This is a genomic window from Saccharothrix sp. CCNWYY140 (assembly GCF_037401995.1).
Classification (GTDB): Bacteria; Actinomycetota; Actinomycetes; order Mycobacteriales; family Pseudonocardiaceae; genus Actinosynnema.
Map to the genome: position 1 here is coordinate 45,490 of NZ_JBBEGC010000020.1, position 16,667 is coordinate 62,156.

Sequence of the window (16,667 nt, forward strand, 5' to 3'; positions counted from 1 at the left end):
CCCGCCGGCCTCACGTCGCCGCGCCGTAGCGGCGCAGCTCGTGGAAGAACCCGTCCACCACCGGCAGGTCGCCCGCGCGCTCGACCTCCCGGTAGACGTGCAGGCCGACGGCCAGGTCCAGCACGCCCAGCCCGAACGGCGAGAACACCAGCGGGCGGTCGCGCGGCGGGTCGACCGCGCCGGTCAGCACGTCGTGCAGCGTGCCGTGCAGGAAGTCGCGGTGGCCCACCCGCTGCTCCGCCAGGTGCACCGAGGTGCCCGCCTTGAGCACGTGCTCGACGTCGTCCACGACGTTGGTCGAGGCCAGCACGACCTCTTGCGACAGGTCGCGCAGCGACAGGTGCAGCACCTGCGGGTGGTGCGCGAACCACGCCGGGTCGGTGACGTGCGGGGTGGCCGCGACGGTCGCGAACACCACGAGGTCGCAGGAGCGCACCAGGTCCTCGGCGGTCTCGTGCACCACCACCGGGCAGTCCGCGCCGGAGCGGTCCAGGTAGTCGGCGAACTGGCGGGCGTGGTCGGCGGACAGGTCGTGCAGCCCGATCTCCTCGAACCGCCAGCCGACCCCGGCCGAAAGGTAGGTGTGGACGTACCGGGCGATCAGCCCGCACCCCACGAACCCGACCCGGGTGGGCCGCTCGCGGTCGCGGTTGAGCACGTCGGCCGCCAGCGCCGCCGACGCCGCCGTGCGCACGGCGCTGATGATCGAGCTCTCCAGGCAGGCGAACGGGTAGCCGGTCTCCGGGTCGTTGAGGATCAGCACCGCCGACGCGCGCGGCAGGCCGGAGCGGACGTTGTCCGGGAAGCTGGAGATCCACTTCAGGCCGTCGACCGGGGCCTGGCCGCCCAGCGACGCGGGCAGCGCGATGATGCGCGCGCTCGGCCGGTCCGGGAAGCGCAGGAAGTACGACGGCGGGTTCACCGTCCGGCCCTCGCCGTGCAGGCGGTAGGCGTCCTCGACCAGCGACACCACCGACTTCTCCGCGCCGGCGAGCGTGCGGTGCACGAGGTCGCCGGGCAGCACCGCGAACCGCGGGGTCATGCGCCCACCTCGACCGGGTCGCCCAGGGTCACCACGACGCGCCGGTCGCCCCGGTAGGGCTCGCGGCTGTGCGCCGTGCGGATGTTGTCCAGCACCAGCAGATCCCCCTCTTGCCAAGGCGTGGCCTTCGTGCACGCCTCGTAGGTCTTGTTGAGCAGGTGCACCACGTCGGCGGTCAGCGGCTCGCCGTCGCCGTAGCGGGTGTTCAGCGGCAGCCCGTCGGCCACCTCCAGCAGGTAGGACCGGATGTCGGGGTCCAGCGTCCACTCGCTGAGGAACGCGACCTGGTTGAACCACAGGCGGCGGCCGTCGACCGGGTGGCGCACCACGGCGGGCCGCCGCTGGCGGGTCCGCAGCACGTCGGTCCCCGACCACTCCCACTCGGCGCCCTCGCGCCGCAGTTCCTCCTCGACCAGCCCGCGGTCGTCGGTGCCGAACGCCTCGCGCCAGGACAGGCCGAACTCGGGCTGGTAGTTGCGCTCCAGCAGCCACCCGTGCTCGGCGAAGCGGGCCACGAGGTCGGCGGGCAGGGCGTCGAGCACCGCCGCGCCGTCCGCGACGCCGGTGGCCCCGCCGGAGTCCGGCGCCACCAGGCACGCCATGAGCAGCGTGCCCGGCGGCGTGGCCAGGTGGCTCAGTTCGTGGTGCATGCACATCACGTCGGTGGCGGGCCACAGCGCCGAGGAGTGCAGTCCGTCGCCGTACCACTCGCGGGCCGCGAAACCCTGCCGTTCCCGCACGGGCCGCTGGACGAGGGTGGCGGCGACCCGGCGCACGTCGTCCAGGTCAGTCAGGCGCAGGCCGCGCACGAGCACCGCCCCGTGCTCGGCGACGGCGGCCCGCACGGCGTGCTCGTGCTCGGCGACCCACTCGACCGCCGGCTCGGCGTCGAGGACGGGCGGTTGTCCCGGCCGCAGCACCAGGTCCGCGGTCACGACGTCCTCCGCGCGTCCACCAGGGCGGCGAGGTCGGCCAGCACCGGGTGCTTGGCGACGTCCTCGTGCGTCACGACCCGGTCCAGCTTGAGCACCAACCGCACCGCCGACAGGGACGTGCCGCGGGCGAAGAAGTCGTCGTCGCGCCCGACCGACTCGACCGGCACGCCCAGCACCTCCGCCCACGCCCCGGTGATCCACCGCTCCGTGGGCGTGGTCGGCGCGGCCACTACGGCGTCCGCCGGCTCGACCAAGGCGCGCTTGTCCACCTTTCCGTTGTGCGTCAACGGAAGCGCGTCCAGCCGGTGCACCCGTGAGGGCACCATGTAGTCGGGCAGGGCGTCGGCGAGCGCGGCGCGGACGTCCACGGCGTCACCGGTGTGGAAGGCGACCAGGGTCTGGTCCACCACGACGACGGCCGCGTCCCGCACGCTGGGGATCCGCAGGAGGTGGTTCTCCACCTCGCCCAGTTCCACGCGGAAGCCCCGGATCTTGGTCTGCGCGTCACGGCGGCCCAGGAACTCCAGCTTCCCGTCCGGCGACCAGCGGCCGAAGTCGCCCGAGCGGTACCGGCGCCCGCCCGGGTGCTCCGGGTCGGGCAGGAACGCGAGCCGGGTGCGTTCCGGGTCGTTGACGTAGCCGCGCCCGACGCACACGCCGGAGAACACGATCTCGCCCGGCGCGCCGAACGGCACGCGGTTGAGGTGCCGGTCCACCACGGCGATCCGGACGTTGCGCACCGGCCGCCCCAGCGACACCGGCCCGTCCGGCGGGGCGTGCATGACCTCGTGGTTGGTGTCGTCGCACGTCTCGGTCAGGCCGTAGGCGTTGACCAGGGCCTTGTCCGGGTAGGCGGCGAACCACCGGTGCGCCAGGCCCGCCTTGAGCGGCTCGCCGGTGACGCTGACGCGGCGGGGCCGGTCCAGCACGCTGCCCTTGTGCAGCAGCAGTTCGAGGTAGGAGGGCACCACCTGGAGGATGTCCACCTCCGCGCCGACCAGTGCGGCGAACCGGTCGACGTCGAGCACGACCGGCTGCTCGACGATCAGCGTCCGGCCGCCGACCAGCCACGCGGACACCAGCTGCCACAGCGAGATGTCGAAGCACTGCGAGGCGACCTGGGCCACCGTGTCGCCGGCGCGGACTCCGAGGTCCTCGATCTTCGCGAACAGGTGGTTCACCATGCCCGCGTGCTCGCAGACCGCGCCCTTGGGCTCGCCGGTGGAACCGGAGGTGAAGTAGATGTACGCGGCCTGGTCCGGCCCCACCACGACGCCGGGAGCGGCCGGGTCCCCGTCGAGTTCGCCGACGAACGCCACCGGCGCGTCCACGCCGGCAACCGCCGTGTGCCGCGGCTCGGTGATCACCAGCGCGGCGCCGGCCCGCGAGGTCATGAAGGCCACCCGCTCCGCGGGGAAGCCCGGTTCGACCGGCAGGTAGACCAGCCCGGTCTTCAGCAGCGCCACCACGCACGCGGCCCACTCCAGGTCGCGCTCCAGCACCACGGCGACGACGTCCCCGGCGCGGAGCCCGCGGTCCAGCAGCGCGTGCGCGATCCCGTTGGCCCGGCGGTCGAGCTGCGCGTAGGTCCACCGCCGGGTGCCGCACACCACCGCCACGTCGTCGGGCACCCGCTCGACCTGCGCCTCGAACAACTCCGCGAACCCCTGCCACGGCACTTCCACCACCGGCCCGGCCAACACCTCGACCTGGAACCGCAGCTCCTCGGGCGTCAGCAGGGACCGGAGGTCGTGCACTTCCGAGGGTGCTTCGACCGCCGCCCGCAGGGCGGTGAGGTAGTACCCGGCCATCCGGTGGATCTGGTCGTACCCGTAGACGTCGGTCCGGTAGTCCAGCCGCAGCCGGTCTCCCAGGCACACCCACAGCGCCACGTCACCGGACAGGTCCGGGGCGGGCAACGGCCCGTGGTCGAACACATGCGGAAACCCCCGGTCCCGCTCCACCACGGCCGCGCCCGCCAGCTCCTCCCAGCTCTGCTCCGCCAACACCACCCGCCGCCCGAGCGGCGCACCCCCGACCTGCGGCACGTAGCCGGTCAGCACCGCGGGATCACCGCTGAGCGCGCCCTGCACCCGCAGGTGGGCCGCCAACGCCAGGTGCGGCGGCACCGCCGCGAGCCCGGCGGGGAGGTCCACCACATGGCTGCCGAGTTCCACATTCCCTCCGCACACAGCCGGAATTCAGACCCGGCCAACACTAGGTGCGGCGGTTTTCCAACCCTTATCGCGCGATTTTCCCCCCGCTCGGCGCTAGGTCGTCAGGTGCTGCACGGCCCGGGGCAGCAGTTCGTACAGCTTGTCGAGCGAGGCGGTGAGGGGCTCGGTGCGCTGGATGACGTACAGGCTGGAGACAACGTTGCCGCGGGCAAGGAACGCGACACATCGACGGGCAGGCCCGGTCTCCTCCACCGTGTCCACGCAGAACCCGTAGAACGCCTCCACGCCTTGGAGACCTTCCGGCTCCCGCACAGGCACGTCCAGCCGCATGTCGTACCGCTGGCCGTTGTCGTACTCCCAGTCGGTGCAGGAGGCGGTTTCGGCCTTGAGCTGCTCGATGAACTGCACCCCGGTGAACTTCTCGAACGCCACCACGGTGTGCCGCAGGTCAACCCGATCCCCGGCCCACTTGCGGTGCAGCGAATTCGTGTAACTCTCCAGCGCGGGCGGGACGACCATGCAGGGCATCAACATCCAGTCCGACCGGTACTCCTGCTCGGTGGGCGCGGCAAACCCGTAGTCAGCCATCCCATCCCGAGGAATAGCCGCCTGCTCCACCCACTTCGGCATCTGCTCCGCGACGGGCTGGGTCGACGTCGTGGTGGGTGCGGTGGTGGTGGGCGCCTGGGTCGTGGACGCTGGGGTCGCGAAGGGCGCCTGGCTGGTGCACGCCGTGAGCAAGGCGGCGGCGAGCACGATCCCCCTCATGCTTCTCATGCTGAAATGGTCGCTCGAACCGGCCGGAACGTTGCGCCGGGGTTGCCCCCGACGCATGCGCCTCACCGTGCCGGGGAATCGTTGCCGAGTTCGTCCCCCAGCGGTAATCGCAGGCCGGCGGGCCTCCGGGTGCCCGATGGCCACAGGTCGGACATCGCGGGCGGATGAGCCGGATCGACCTTCGACAGGTCGACCTTGCCTCCGCTGAACCTGGCCCCGTCGAGCGAGATCCCGCCGTCGACGAACCGGGCACCGTCGAACGACACGGTCCCGCCGGCGAACGTCGCACCCGCGAAGGACAACTGCCCGATGATCGTGGCATCGGCGAATCTGACGACACCGGCGCCGGTGAAGGTCGCGCCGGCGAAGTCGCCGCCGTCGAAAACGGCGCCGGTGAAGTCGAAGTCGTGGCCCCGCCAGGTACGCGGATCGTGGTCGGGCAGGTGGAGGTTGTCCCGGATAAGCCGGACAACGGCGATCCGGACCAACCGCTCCTGCCTCGGATCCCGAGTCGCTACCTCAGAGTCCTCCGTACCAGGCCCTACGGGCGTATACGGCTGACGCAGGTAGGCACAGAGCACGTCGATACAGCCTTGGCGCGCCTCCGACGCATCATTGGCCAGAGCACCGAGCGCGTACACACCGGCGGTCCGGACGGCGGCATCAGGCGATCCGAGCAACTCGGCGGCCTTGCCGAAGCGGTCCAGCAGGACCTTGGCGTCCTCGCGGTAGGCCTCCACCTCGTTCAGCCGCTGCCGCCGGTAAGCGACAGTCAACGCGACCACGGCCCCAGCCCCACCCACACCCGCAAGCAGGACCTTCACCGCCTCCAGCCGCTCTTGAACACTCCACCCCGACACACCGCCGATCGGTTTTCCCAGCACAGCCCACAGCAGCACCCCCACAGCACCGGCCGCCACCACGGTCAACCCCAACAGAAGCACCACATGAACCGAAAGCGGTATCCACGGCACACGCGGTCGCCGCCCCAGCGCCTTCACCACCGCCCGACGCCGACCTCCCACCGCCAACACCAAAGCCACCAGCGTCAACCCCACCGCCAACCAATACCGCCCGCCATACCGCGCCGCCGACACCACCACCTGCGCCCACCACCCGGGAGCCACACTCACCGCAGCGGCAACCAAACAAACCACCGCCACCCCTCGCCACACCCACACCACCCACGACGACCCCAACACCGCCCGACTCACCTGCAACGATTGCCCACTCATACCGACCATCCTCAACCGCCCGAGCCATCCCCCGGCGCACAACGGCAAAGAACGCCCTACCCGAGCACTCGCTGCGCCGCGAGACGGCCCGAGATGAGCACCGGTGGGATGCCGACGCCCGGTGTCGTTGCCGCCCCGGCCAGCACGACGTTGCCGCGCCGGTCCGGCAGGTTGCGCGGCCGGAAAGGTCCGGTCTGCAAGACCGTGTGCGCCAGGGAGAACGGTGTGCCGGCCGGGTGGCCCTGGCGTGCCCAGTCGTCCGGGGTGGTGAGGGACAGGTGGGTGAGTGTGGCCGTCGTGGGTAGCAGGTTGCGTTTTACCAGGTGGTCCACCACCTCCTCCGCGTACCGGCGGCCGAAGAGGTCCCAGCGCAGGGGTGCCGATTCCAGGTTCGGGCACGGGGCCAGCAGGTAGTGCAGGTGCCGTCCCGGCGGGGCCAGGGTCGGGTCGGTCAGGGTCGGGGTGGTCAGCAGCAGGGACGGGTCCGACATGAGCCCGCCCTCGTCGATGATCTCCCGGAACGTCCCCTTCCACCGCTCGCCGAAGGAGATGGTGTGGTGTGCCAGGTCCTCGGACACCTCGTCGGTCGACAGGTGGGCGACCACCGCAGACGGCGACCAGCGAACCGGACGGGCCAGCCGGGGCGCGCCGGTCGTGACCACCGCGTCGCAAGCAATCCGCTCATCGGGCGTCCGCACGGCGACCACCCGCGCGCCTCGGCGCTCGTAGCCGGTGACCTCGGTCGAGTAGCGGAAGCGAACACCAGCGTTCTCAGCGGCGGCGGCCAACGCCTGGGGCACCGCATGCATCCCGCCGCGCGGGAACCACACGCCGGCCACGGTGTCCATGTAAGCGATCACTGCATAAGCCGCACGCGCCTGATGTGGCGCCACACCGGCATAAAGCGACTGAAAGGTGAACACGCGCCGCAAACGCGGGTCACGCAGGAAACGGCCGATCATCGGGTCCAAAGCACGAAAACCGCCCATCCCCACCAAGGCGGCGAAGTCGCGGCCCAGCACGTCCCAAGGCGCGTCGAAGTTAGCCCCGATGAACCGGTCGCGCTCCACCCGGTACAACCGGGTCAGCCACGACCGCAACGCCCGGTAGCCCGCGGCCTCCCGACCGCCGGCGAACTCGCGCACCGCCTGCTCCATCGCCTCGGCGTCGGTGTGCACGTCCAGCGCCTCGCCATCCGCGAACACCGCCCGGTACGCCGGGTGCAGCGGCACCAGCTCCAGCCGGTCGGACAGGCGCTCCCCCACCGCTGCCAGGGCCTCCTCCAGCAGTTCGGGCATGGTCAGCACGGTCGGGCCGGTGTCGAGGTGGTGCCCCGCGACCTCCCGACGCCCGGCCACCCCGCCCGGACCCGGCCGCCGCTCCACGACGGTGACCTCCACCCCCGCGCCCCGCAGGTGCAGCGCGGCGGACAGCCCCGCCAGCCCCGCGCCGACCACCACGACGGACTCGACCCGCCCGCCCACGCCGCGTGCCATCGCCGTCACCGGGGCCGGGTCGTCGCGCGGGCGGCCAGCCGGGACAGCTCGTCGCGCGCCACCGGGTCGATCCCGGGGTGGTCCAGCGCCCGCAGGCCGCTCGCGGTGAGCACGTCGATCTGGTGCTCGACGGCGGCCACCGCGCCGATCTCGTGCAGCGCCGCGACGACCCGGGCGAGGGTGTCGTCGTCCGCCCGCCGCCGGCCCAGGCACCGCCGCAGCAGGGCGGTGACGTCGTCGCGGCGCAGGTCGCGGGCCAGGGTCAGGGCGATCGACACCAGCGGGGTGCGCTTGCCCTCGCGCAGGTCGTCGCCCACGGGTTTGCCGGTCACCGAGGGGTCGCCGAGCACGCCGAGCAGGTCGTCGCGCAACTGGTAGGCGATGCCGATGTCGTGGCCGAACGCCCGCAGGGCCGCGACCGCGCGCAGTGGGGCGTCGGCCAGCGCCGCGCCCAGGTGCAGGGGGCGTTCGACGGTGTAGGCGGCGGTCTTGTAGCGCGCCACGCGCAGGGTCTCGGTCAGGGACTCCTCGCGGCGCGCCACGGCGAGCAGGTCCAGGTGCTGCCCGGCGATCATCTCGGTGCGCATGGCCTGCCACGGCGTCCACGCGCGGGTCAACGCGTCGCCCGGCAGACCCGCGGTCACCAACGCGTCGTCGGCCCACGCCAGCGCAAGGTCACCGACCAGAATGGCCGCGGCGTCGCCGTACGCGGTGGGGTCGCCCGCCCAGCGGGCCCGGCGGTGCGCGGCGGCGAACGCCCGGTGCGCGGTCGGCCGGCCACGGCGGGTCGCGGAGCGGTCCATCACGTCGTCGTGCACCAGGGCGCAGCACTGGAGGAGCTCCAGCGCGACGAACGCGCGGACCGCCGCATCGGCGTCCGGCCCGTCCGGCGCGCCACCGGCCGCGAGCCACCCCCACCAGGCGAAGGTGGGCCGCAGCCGCTTGCCGCCGGACCGGACGAGGTCGGTCAGCGCGTCGGCGACCTCGGCGGCCGGACCCGACGCGCACCGCTCGACCAGGTACCGGTCCAGTTCGCGGTCCAGGCGCGCGGTGAACCCCGCGGTGGACGTGGCCGCCCCGGCGACGTGGTGGTCGGCGGCCAGCGTCATGGTGGTCTCCTCGCGTCGCGGGGTGTGGCCCCGATGAGTCAACCAGCGCGGGTTGGGGTCTGCATGACAGCGGCGTCTGTCATGCAGACCGCCGCCGGCGGACCTAGCGTGGTGCACGACGACGGCGAAGGGACTGGGCGGCGGATGTCGGTCGAGCGTGAACTCGATGCCGCGGGCATCGTGGATCCTGTGCTGCGCAACGCCTATAGGCGCTGCCGCGAGCTCAACGCGGTGCACGGCCGCACGTACTTCCTGGCGACCAGGCTGCTGCGGCCGGCGCAGCGGCCCGCCGTGCACGCCCTGTACGGGTTCGCGCGGTGGGCCGACGACATCGTGGACGAGGTCCACGACGGACGCACCCCGGAGCAGCGGGCGCGGGAACTGACCACTGTGGAGGAACGGCTGTTCGCGGGCCTGGACGAGAGCCGCAGCGACGACCCGATCATCGCCGCCCTGCTGGACACGATCCGCCGCCACGACATCGACACCGCGCACTTCCGGGACTTCATGGCGTCCATGCGGATGGACCTGACGGTCACCGACTACGCCACCTACGACGACCTGGCCCGGTACGTGCACGGCTCGGCGGCGGTCATCGGGTTGCAGGTGCTGCCGGTGCTGGGCACGAGCGTGCCGCGCGCCGAGGCCGAACCCGCCGCCGCCGCTCTGGGCATCGCCTTCCAGCTCACCAACTTCCTGCGCGACGTGGGCGAGGACCTCGACCGCGGCCGGGTGTACCTGCCGGCCGACGAACTGGCGACCCACGGCGTGGACCGCGAACTGTTGCAGTGGTCCCGCGACACCGGCCGCACCGACCCGCGCGTCCGGCGCGCCCTGGCCGAGCAGGTCGCCCGCACCCGGGCGGTCTACCGGCAGGCGGAGCCGGGGGTGGGGATGCTCGCGCCGAGGTCGCGCCCGTGCGTGGCGACGGCCTACCGGCTCTACGGCCGCATCCTGGACCTGATCGAGGAGGCCGACCACGACGTGCTGGGTCGGCGGGTCGCGGTGTCCAAGGGGCGGCGGCTGGTGGTCTTCGCGCGCGCCGCGCTGACCCGGGCCGCCTGATCGACGGTCTCGACGCATCGGTGAGGAGGTCGGAAATGGCCGCACGACTGCCCTTGCGGGTGTTCCGCAGCCGGCCGTGGGCGCAGCAGGAGCCCACGTGGGCCGCCGCGAAGCCCGCGCTCATCGAGGCGGCGCTCAAACGCGCCCAGGCCCGGCCGTCGGGCAACTGGTTCGTGGTCGGGGCGAGCCGGGACGTCCGGTCCGACCGGCCGCTGGGCCGCACGGTCGCCGGCCGCGAGGTCGTGCTGTGGCGGGACGGCGCGGGCACGCTGACGGCGGGTCCCGGCGCGTGCCCACACCTGGGCGCACCGCTGGCCGATGGCGTGGTGCACGACGGCCGACTGCTGTGCCGGTGGCACGGTTTGGCGTTGAACGGCAAGCGTTTCGGGGCGTGGAGCCCTTATCCGGCGCACGACGACGGTGTCCTGGTGTGGGTGCGCCTGGACGCGGTGGGCGGCGAGGACCCGTTGCCGCTGCCCGTGGTGCCCGAACGCCCGCCGCACGGCTCGATCGACGCGGTGGCGACCCTGCTGGGCCGGTGCGACCCGGAGGACGTGGTGGCGAACCGCCTGGACCCGTGGCACGGGGCGTGGTTCCACCCGTACTCCTTCGCCAACCTGCGCGTGCTGGACACCCCGACGGAGGTGGACGACCGGTTCACCGTCGAGGTGACGTTCAAGGTGGCGGGCCGGCTGGGTGTGCCGGTGGTGGCGGAGTTCACCTGCCCCGAACCGAGGACGGTGGTGATGCGGATCGTCGAGGGCGAGGGCGTGGGCAGTGTGGTGGAAACCCATGCCACGCCGACGAATCCGGGCCGCACGGCGGTGATCGAGGCGACGGTGGCGCACTCGACGCGGAGGGGTTTCGCCCTGACCCGTCCCGCCGCACCCCTGATCCGCCCGGTGATGAGGTGGGCGGCCGAACGCCTGTGGCGCGATGACTTGGCGTACGCGGAACGCCGCTACACCCTGCGCACTTCAGGCCGCTGGCCGGACTGACCCGGTCACGCCGGCCGGGGCTGGACTGACCACGCCGGCTAGCCGGGGCTCACGCCCCACTTCCGCGCGACCGCCCGCAACACCCCACCGCGTCCGCCGTTCGGCACCGTCCACAAAGGAGTCCCGGCCACGCCCCACCGCCCCAACAACCGGTTGGCGGCGGCGAACCCGGTCGTGGCCGCCCGTTCCATCAACGCCACCGGCAAGTCCACCCGGACCAGGTCCCCGGCCAGCACCAGGAACTCCTCCGGCGTCCCCACCCCGGGCCGGTCGGCGAACCCGCCGGGCGGGAACAACGGGCAGTCCGCCCGCAGCTCGTGCCGCTCGTCCACCACCCCGGCGGCCTTGGTCTCCGGGTAGACCTCGTGCAGGGCGTCCAGCAACCGCCGGCGCGCCTCGGCCTCCCCGACGTCCTCCGGCACCGCGTACGCGTGCAGCTCCACCACCGACCCGCCGGTGCGCGCCGCCCACGCCCGAGCCTCGTGCTCGTACCGGTCGAGCACGCTGACGTTGTCCAGCAGGTCGTACCCGCTGGTCCCGACGAACCCGGGCCGGTGCCGCGCCACCGGGCGGTCCAGCCAGTACCGCGACACCAGGAACGGCGGCGCGGTCTCCAGCCGCGAGATGCCCGCCCGCCACGCCGGCGTGCCCAGCTCCGAGGACGTCACCAGGTCCCGCAGCCCGCGGACGTCCGCCGCCAGCACCACCGCGTCCGCCTCGACCGCGCCGCCCTCCACGCGGACCACGAACCTCCGCCGTCCGCCACGCGCGACCTCCAGCACCGGCGTCCCGGTCCGGACCTCCGCCCCCAACGCCTCCAGGTACGCGGCCAGCGGGTTCCACAACCCGTGCGGGACCGGGTCGGCGGGCACGTCGAACAACAGGCCCTCGGACGAGCCGAGGAAGTAGATGTGGAACATCGTCGCCAGCTCCGCCGCCGACATCCGGCTCGGGTGCGCGAAGAAGCTGCGCGAGAACACCTCGAACGCCAACGCGTGCGCGGGTCGCGGGAACCGGATGCGCCCCAGGTAGTCGGCCGCGTCCAGGTGGTCCAGCTCGTGGTAGGTCCCGGGCACCGACACGTCGAGCAGCCGCAGCGCCGCCCGCGCGTCCACGCCGGGCAGGTCGCGCCACGCGAACGTCTCGCTGCGCCACAGGAAGGCCAGCGCGTTCCACGGCAACGCGCGCGGCAGCCCGGCGAACCCGTCGCGGTGCCCGCCCCGGTGCCACAACGGGTAGTCGGGCAGGGCGACCAGCTCCGGCTCGACCCGGCCCAGCAGCGCCCGCAGGTTGTAGTACTGGCGGAAGAACGCGTGGAAACCGCGGGTCATCGTGGCCCGGCTGCCGTCGGCCAGCGTGGTCTCCCAGCCGCCGACCCGGCCGCCGAGGTGGTCCTCGCGCTCGCACACCACCACCCGCGCCCCGCGTTCGGCCAGCACGGTCGCCGCGCTCAACCCGGCGATCCCGCCGCCCACCACGGCCACCACGGGCGCGTCACCGTCGAAGGACGCCCGTCCACCCGGGGCAGGGATGCGGACGGCTCTGCGGTCGCGCATCAAGCACCCTCCTGCGGCGCGTAGCCGACGAACGTGTGCACCATACCCAGTTGCAGACCCGGCACGGGCGCGCTCCGCACCCCGGTGAAACCGTTGCGGCGCAACCGGTCGCGGAACTCGCGGGCTCCGTCGAAGCGCAGCGCGCTGCGCCACAGGTAGGTGTAGAGCCGGTGGTCGCCGGTGACCAGCCGCCCCGCCGGGATCACCACGCCCCAGCACAACGCGGTCCACACGGCCGTGCTCACCGGGGAGTCGCGCACGGAGTACTCGTGGGCCACGAACCGCCCTCCCGGCCGCAACAGGCCGCGGATCCGTCTTAGCGCCGGGTCCGGTTCAGGCAGGTTGCGCACCAGGTAGGCGGCGAACACCGCGTCGAAGGGTTCCCCCAGCCCGGCGACTTCCTCGGCGCGCGCGTGGACGAACCGCACCGACCCCGGCCACCGCTTCGCCCGCGCCCTCTCGATCATGCCCGCCGAGGCGTCGACGGCGACGACCTCCACGTCCGGCGCGACCGACAGGATCGCCGCCGTGGACGCGCCCGTCCCGCACCCGAGGTCCAGCACCCTCATCCCAGACCGCAGCCCCAAGGCACGCGCCGACCGCCGCAGGGCCGCGTGGTAACCCGGATTCAGACCCACCAGCAGGTCGTAACCCCGCGCGGCAACGTCGAACGCCCCCGCCACATCAGCCGCCGTAGTCCTCTTCACGCCGCGACCTCGCGATCACGCGCCCGCTGCCACAGCAACAGCGTCGCCGTGATCATCGCGAAGCCGAACAGGAAGTCCTCGACGGGTATGTCCCACGGCACCCGAACCCCGCTGATCGTCCACGGCGCGTACAGGACGATCGGCGCGGACAACTTGGTCAGCCACCCGTCCACCGGCACCTGGAACGCGAAGACGATCGCCATAGTCACCCAGTACGCGGGCCGTCTGAACAGCCCACTGCGCAAGACGAGCAACTCCCACAACACGACCACCACAGCCGCCACCACCGCGGCCACCAGGTACTCCCTACCCACGAACGGCCCTCTCCCGCTCCAGCCGGGCGGCCATCCCGGAGACGGCTTCGTAGGTCAACACCGCACACACAGGCACGACCACGAAGAACAACACCTCCTCAACCGGCATCCCACCCGGCAACACCACCCCCAGCGTGAACTCCTCGGCAAACGTCCAATGCCCCCGCGCAATGGCCACGACATCCCAGGCCGCAAACACCCCCACCACCGGCAAAACCGCCCGAGCCAACACCGCCGCCCGCCGATACACCCCGGCCCCGAGGAACTCCAACGGCAAGGTCACCAGCAGACACCCCAACAAGACACCCAGGTACTGCCACCGATCCCCCACACCGCCACCTCCGTTCCCGCGTCCCCTCCCGACCGTATGGCCCCACGCGCCTTCCCGCATGACGACCGGCATCGCGTGCTTCCCCAGGGGCTGGGCCCACCGCAACCGACACCGCTTCCCTGACCGTGAACTCCAGGACCACCGCCCCGGCCGGCCGCTGGAGCCCGCGGAGGCGCTGGCCCGGCTGATCCGCGGCGTGGCGGAGCAGGGTGCGGAACCTGGCGGCCCGCTCCTCGACCGTGTCGGGGACCGTCGTGTCGCCCGTCCCGACCGTCCTCAGTCCTCGTCGAGCGGGTCCGGGTCGTCCGGGGGCTGTACCAGGACGAAGTCCGGGATGACCTTTTCCAGTTCCGACCACGGCGTCCCCATCAGGTGGAAGGGGACGCCGGCCGGGACGTGGGTGCGTGAGGTGGTGATGCCGAACTTGCAGGTGTCGCACCAGAACGCGGCGTAGCCGGTGCGGTCGGCCGGGGTCGCCACGAATTCCAGCCGCAGGGTGTGGTGGGCGCAGTTGGGGCAGGGCGCGGACGGGCGGGCGGGGAGGGCCTCGTAGGAGTCGCCGTACACCTTTTCCCAGGTCGCGTAGGAGGCGTGTCGGATCGCGCTCATGTCCCTCCTCCTGCCCGGTCCGGGTTGAGGGGGTGATTCTGCCACCACGCCCGGTCGGCCGCGTGTGCTGCCTTCTCCCACTCGTCCCACTGGCGCATCGAGCCCGGCCCCCGGCCGCCGTTGCCGTTGATCTGCCGCACGTGCACGTTCTCGTGGTAGAGCGTTCTGGCCAGCATCTCCTCGTTGGCGAAAGCCGACGGACCGATGCGCATGTCCCGGGTGCGGCCCCGTGGCTCCGTCCACCCGTCCGCGCCGCGCAGCGAGTTGTCCGATCTCGGGCGACCGCCGCGGTCGAGCCGGATCCCGTACTTCTCCATGATCCGCCGGATGTTCCGGTCGGTTCTGGCCAGCTCGCCGTACGGCGTGTACTCCAACTGCGGATCACGCCGTTCGGGCGGCCAGGGTTGGCGGTTGTCGTCCGCTTGACCATGTCGGTGCAGGCCCGGTGCGGAGGCCGTCCTGGTGCCCGGTGACGCTCCGGACGGGGTGGTCGTGTCCGAGGCGGGGGTGTCCGGCTTGCGGGGCGACGAACCCGGTGTGTCGTGCGCTTGGGACGGTGTCGTGGTCGCCGAGGACGGGCTAGTGGAACCGTCCACACCGGACGGCTTGGTAGTGCCGGAGTGCACCGGGTCAGGGGTGGCCGGGGTGTCCGGACGGGTGGGGCGTCGGCCCAGCTTGGCCAGCTTGGCGATGATCTCGTCGAGCTTGGCGACGACGGCCCGGATGCGCGGGGCCACGTTGGCGATGGTCTTGACCAGGCGGCGGATCAGGTCGCTGATCCGCTTGACCACGCGGGAGATCGCGGCCACGGCCTGGCCGACGATGACCGGCGTGGCCGCGCCCAGCGTGCACGCCGCCTCCAGCGCCCAGGCGATGAGCCTGCCGATCAGCTCGGCCACGATCTCGCGCACCGTCTCGCGGACGAACGCCACGACCTCGCCCATGAGCATCACACCGGCGGAGATGCCGTCGGCCAGCGTGCCCGCGGCGGCGAGGGCGTCCGCGACCTCGGCGGCGTGACCGCGGTACGCGTCGGCCGCCGGACCCGTCCAGCCCGCCGTGCCGGCGGCGGCCTCGGCGGAGAAGTCCTGCGCGATGGCGGTGACCGCGGCGGCCACGCGGCCCCACGTCTCGCTGAACGCCCGGATGACCGGCGGATCGCCCGCGAGCCAGTCCAGGGCCTCCTTGAGCGGCTGCACGTGTTCGATGAGCCACGAGACGCCGTAGGAGGCCAGCGTCCCGATCGGGTCGACCACCAGGCTGAGCACCTCCAGCCCGACGCCGAGCCCGCCCAGGCCGGCGCTCACCCAGTCGCCGTCGGAGACGCCCTTCGACAGGTCGCCGGCGGACTCGAGCAACCCGATGCCGGTGACGGCGGGAGTGTCGTCCTTAGGCCGCGCGACCAGGTCGCCGCCGCCCATCAGGCGTCCCCGCGGAACCGCGTGGCCTCGGCGTCTTCCTGCGCGGAGTAGGTCGCCGCGGTCTCCCGCACGCCCTCCGCGACGTCCTCCAGCGATTCGGCGCCCCTGGTGAGGGCGTCGACACCCTTGTCCTCGAAGGGTTGCAGCATCATGGCGAACGGCCGGCAGATCACCCCGTACGCGTCGTCGTTCATGCTGACCTGGCGGGCCGCGTCCACCGCCTCGCGCATCCGGTCGGCCAGCGCCGCCAGCCGCGTCCGGTGCGCCTCCAACTCGTCGACGAGGACCTCGTAGCCCGCCATCAGCGGTTCGGCCTCAGGTAGCGCTGGTCGCCGAAGTCACCGTCGTCGCCGTCGTCGGGCGGGCGGCGGGGCGGCGCCGCCCGGCCGGGCGGGTCGTCCACCGGTGGCGGAAAGCTGGTGCGCGCCTGGTCGAGCAGGTAACGCGTGGTGGAGTCCTCGCCGACCGTGCGCCCCATGACCTCGGCCAACCGTGCGGGGAACTGCGCCTGCGCCCGCCGCATCGCCTCCAGCACCGCACCCGCGACCCGGTCCGGCGACATCCGCCGGATCGCGTCGGTCATGGCCACGTGGGTGGGAATGCCGTTCGCGCCGACCGTCACGGTGACCGCGCCGTCGCCCGCCGAGGCGGTGATCGAGATCTGCCCGGCCTCCCGCGCCATCTCCTGGTAGCGCGCGGCTTTCCGATCGGCGTCACGCTCCCAGTCGTCGACCATGCGCTCGACGTGCGCCATCGGGTCCGCCATCGCGCCTCCTGCCCTGACGATCGGCACTCCGCCGTGACATGGTCACGCCGCGTTGCTCCCCTGTCCTTGATACGGCAGGGGATTCACTCGGCAGGACCAGCGGATGTGCATACGGCGCAAGGGAAACGC

17 protein-coding genes are annotated in these 16,667 nt (G+C 72.7%); 2 read left to right on the forward strand and 15 right to left on the reverse strand.

The genetic code is table 11. From position 1 onward, the window contains the following. Window positions 1-10: 10 nt before the first annotated feature. The 7 genes from sbnB to WBN91_RS12930 form a co-directional block, all read right to left on the reverse strand. Entirely contained in the window at window positions 11-1,042 is a 1,032-nt protein-coding gene (gene sbnB / locus WBN91_RS12900; RefSeq protein ID WP_337723298.1) for a 2,3-diaminopropionate biosynthesis protein SbnB, read from the reverse strand. After that, window positions 1,039-1,977: a TauD/TfdA family dioxygenase gene (locus WBN91_RS12905; protein ID WP_337723299.1), complete on the reverse strand. Its 939-nt coding sequence runs from the start codon at window positions 1,975-1,977 to the stop codon at window positions 1,039-1,041. Before WBN91_RS12905 ends, sbnB begins: the two co-directional genes overlap by 4 nt. Next, window positions 1,974-4,154 carry a non-ribosomal peptide synthetase gene (locus tag WBN91_RS12910; protein WP_337723301.1) on the reverse strand — a complete coding sequence of 727 codons (2,181 nt, stop codon included), beginning with the start codon at window positions 4,152-4,154 and terminating at the stop codon, window positions 1,974-1,976. The genes WBN91_RS12905 and WBN91_RS12910 overlap by 4 nt, the downstream gene beginning before the upstream one ends. 93 nt (window positions 4,155-4,247) lie before the next feature. Beyond that, window positions 4,248-4,922 carry a hypothetical protein gene (locus tag WBN91_RS12915; protein ID WP_337723302.1) on the reverse strand — a complete coding sequence of 225 codons (675 nt, stop codon included), beginning with the start codon at window positions 4,920-4,922 and terminating at the stop codon, window positions 4,248-4,250. A 71-nt stretch (window positions 4,923-4,993) separates the two neighbouring features. Further along, window positions 4,994-6,034 (reverse strand): pentapeptide repeat-containing protein, encoded by a 1,041-nt coding sequence (locus tag WBN91_RS12920; protein ID WP_337723303.1) that lies wholly within the window; start codon window positions 6,032-6,034, stop codon window positions 4,994-4,996. Window positions 6,035-6,222: 188 nt separating this feature from the next. Continuing rightward, window positions 6,223-7,662: a phytoene desaturase family protein gene (gene crtI, locus WBN91_RS12925; RefSeq protein ID WP_337723304.1), complete on the reverse strand. Its 1,440-nt coding sequence runs from the start codon at window positions 7,660-7,662 to the stop codon at window positions 6,223-6,225. A gap of 5 nt (window positions 7,663-7,667) precedes the next feature. After that, window positions 7,668-8,771: a polyprenyl synthetase family protein gene (locus WBN91_RS12930; RefSeq protein ID WP_337723305.1), complete on the reverse strand. Its 1,104-nt coding sequence runs from the start codon at window positions 8,769-8,771 to the stop codon at window positions 7,668-7,670. 144 nt (window positions 8,772-8,915) lie between these two features. Between WBN91_RS12930 and WBN91_RS12935 the strand changes: the two genes are divergently transcribed. Together WBN91_RS12935 and WBN91_RS12940 are read left to right on the forward strand one after the other, a co-directional pair. Beyond that, on the forward strand, window positions 8,916-9,836 hold the full coding sequence (locus WBN91_RS12935) for a phytoene/squalene synthase family protein (RefSeq protein WP_337723353.1): 921 nt from the start codon (window positions 8,916-8,918) through the stop codon (window positions 9,834-9,836). Window positions 9,837-9,871: 35 nt separating this feature from the next. Beyond that, on the forward strand, window positions 9,872-10,834 hold the full coding sequence (locus WBN91_RS12940; RefSeq protein ID WP_337723306.1) for a DUF5914 domain-containing protein: 963 nt from the start codon (window positions 9,872-9,874) through the stop codon (window positions 10,832-10,834). Between the two features lie 38 nt (window positions 10,835-10,872). Here WBN91_RS12940 and WBN91_RS12945 read toward each other — a convergent pair whose 3' ends face one another. The 8 genes from WBN91_RS12945 to WBN91_RS12980 form a co-directional block, all read right to left on the reverse strand. After that, window positions 10,873-12,390 carry an FAD-dependent oxidoreductase gene (locus WBN91_RS12945; RefSeq protein WP_337723307.1) on the reverse strand — a complete coding sequence of 506 codons (1,518 nt, stop codon included), beginning with the start codon at window positions 12,388-12,390 and terminating at the stop codon, window positions 10,873-10,875. Further along, window positions 12,390-13,097, reverse strand: a complete 708-nt coding sequence (locus WBN91_RS12950) for a class I SAM-dependent methyltransferase (RefSeq protein WP_337723308.1) — start codon at window positions 13,095-13,097, stop codon at window positions 12,390-12,392. Before WBN91_RS12950 ends, WBN91_RS12945 begins: the two co-directional genes overlap by 1 nt. After that, window positions 13,094-13,411: a lycopene cyclase domain-containing protein gene (locus WBN91_RS12955; RefSeq protein WP_337723309.1), complete on the reverse strand. Its 318-nt coding sequence runs from the start codon at window positions 13,409-13,411 to the stop codon at window positions 13,094-13,096. The genes WBN91_RS12950 and WBN91_RS12955 overlap by 4 nt, the downstream gene beginning before the upstream one ends. Further along, entirely contained in the window at window positions 13,404-13,814 is a 411-nt protein-coding gene (locus WBN91_RS12960; RefSeq protein ID WP_337723310.1) for a lycopene cyclase domain-containing protein, read from the reverse strand. Before WBN91_RS12960 ends, WBN91_RS12955 begins: the two co-directional genes overlap by 8 nt. 204 nt (window positions 13,815-14,018) lie before the next feature. Beyond that, window positions 14,019-14,351, reverse strand: a complete 333-nt coding sequence (locus tag WBN91_RS12965; protein WP_337723311.1) for a hypothetical protein — start codon at window positions 14,349-14,351, stop codon at window positions 14,019-14,021. Next, window positions 14,348-15,772, reverse strand: coding sequence for a WXG100 family type VII secretion target (locus WBN91_RS12970; RefSeq protein WP_337723312.1), 1,425 nt, complete (start codon window positions 15,770-15,772; stop codon window positions 14,348-14,350). The genes WBN91_RS12965 and WBN91_RS12970 overlap by 4 nt, the downstream gene beginning before the upstream one ends. After that, on the reverse strand, window positions 15,772-16,074 hold the full coding sequence (locus WBN91_RS12975) for a type VII secretion target (RefSeq protein WP_337723313.1): 303 nt from the start codon (window positions 16,072-16,074) through the stop codon (window positions 15,772-15,774). The genes WBN91_RS12970 and WBN91_RS12975 overlap by 1 nt, the downstream gene beginning before the upstream one ends. Next, window positions 16,074-16,538: a YbaB/EbfC family nucleoid-associated protein gene (locus WBN91_RS12980; protein ID WP_337723314.1), complete on the reverse strand. Its 465-nt coding sequence runs from the start codon at window positions 16,536-16,538 to the stop codon at window positions 16,074-16,076. The genes WBN91_RS12975 and WBN91_RS12980 overlap by 1 nt, the downstream gene beginning before the upstream one ends. Window positions 16,539-16,667 lie beyond the last annotated feature (129 nt).

Excerpts from the sequence above, each read along its gene's own strand:
- WBN91_RS12940 (WP_337723306.1), top strand. The coding sequence starts at position 9,872 with ATGGCCGCACGACTGCCCTTGCGGGTGTTCCGCAGCCGGCCGTGGGCG.
- WBN91_RS12960 (WP_337723310.1), bottom strand. The coding sequence starts at position 13,814 with ATGCCGGTCGTCATGCGGGAAGGCGCGTGGGGCCATACGGTCGGGAGG.
- WBN91_RS12975 (WP_337723313.1), bottom strand. The coding sequence starts at position 16,074 with ATGGCGGGCTACGAGGTCCTCGTCGACGAGTTGGAGGCGCACCGGACG.
- crtI (WP_337723304.1), bottom strand. The coding sequence starts at position 7,662 with ATGGCACGCGGCGTGGGCGGGCGGGTCGAGTCCGTCGTGGTGGTCGGC.
- WBN91_RS12935 (WP_337723353.1), top strand. The coding sequence starts at position 8,916 with ATGTCGGTCGAGCGTGAACTCGATGCCGCGGGCATCGTGGATCCTGTG.
- sbnB (WP_337723298.1), bottom strand. The coding sequence starts at position 1,042 with ATGACCCCGCGGTTCGCGGTGCTGCCCGGCGACCTCGTGCACCGCACG.
- WBN91_RS12965 (WP_337723311.1), bottom strand. The coding sequence starts at position 14,351 with ATGAGCGCGATCCGACACGCCTCCTACGCGACCTGGGAAAAGGTGTAC.
- WBN91_RS12915 (WP_337723302.1), bottom strand. The coding sequence starts at position 4,922 with ATGAGGGGGATCGTGCTCGCCGCCGCCTTGCTCACGGCGTGCACCAGC.
- WBN91_RS12930 (WP_337723305.1), bottom strand. The coding sequence starts at position 8,771 with ATGACGCTGGCCGCCGACCACCACGTCGCCGGGGCGGCCACGTCCACC.
- WBN91_RS12970 (WP_337723312.1), bottom strand. The coding sequence starts at position 15,772 with ATGGGCGGCGGCGACCTGGTCGCGCGGCCTAAGGACGACACTCCCGCC.
- WBN91_RS12945 (WP_337723307.1), bottom strand. The coding sequence starts at position 12,390 with ATGCGCGACCGCAGAGCCGTCCGCATCCCTGCCCCGGGTGGACGGGCG.
- WBN91_RS12980 (WP_337723314.1), bottom strand. The coding sequence starts at position 16,538 with ATGGCGGACCCGATGGCGCACGTCGAGCGCATGGTCGACGACTGGGAG.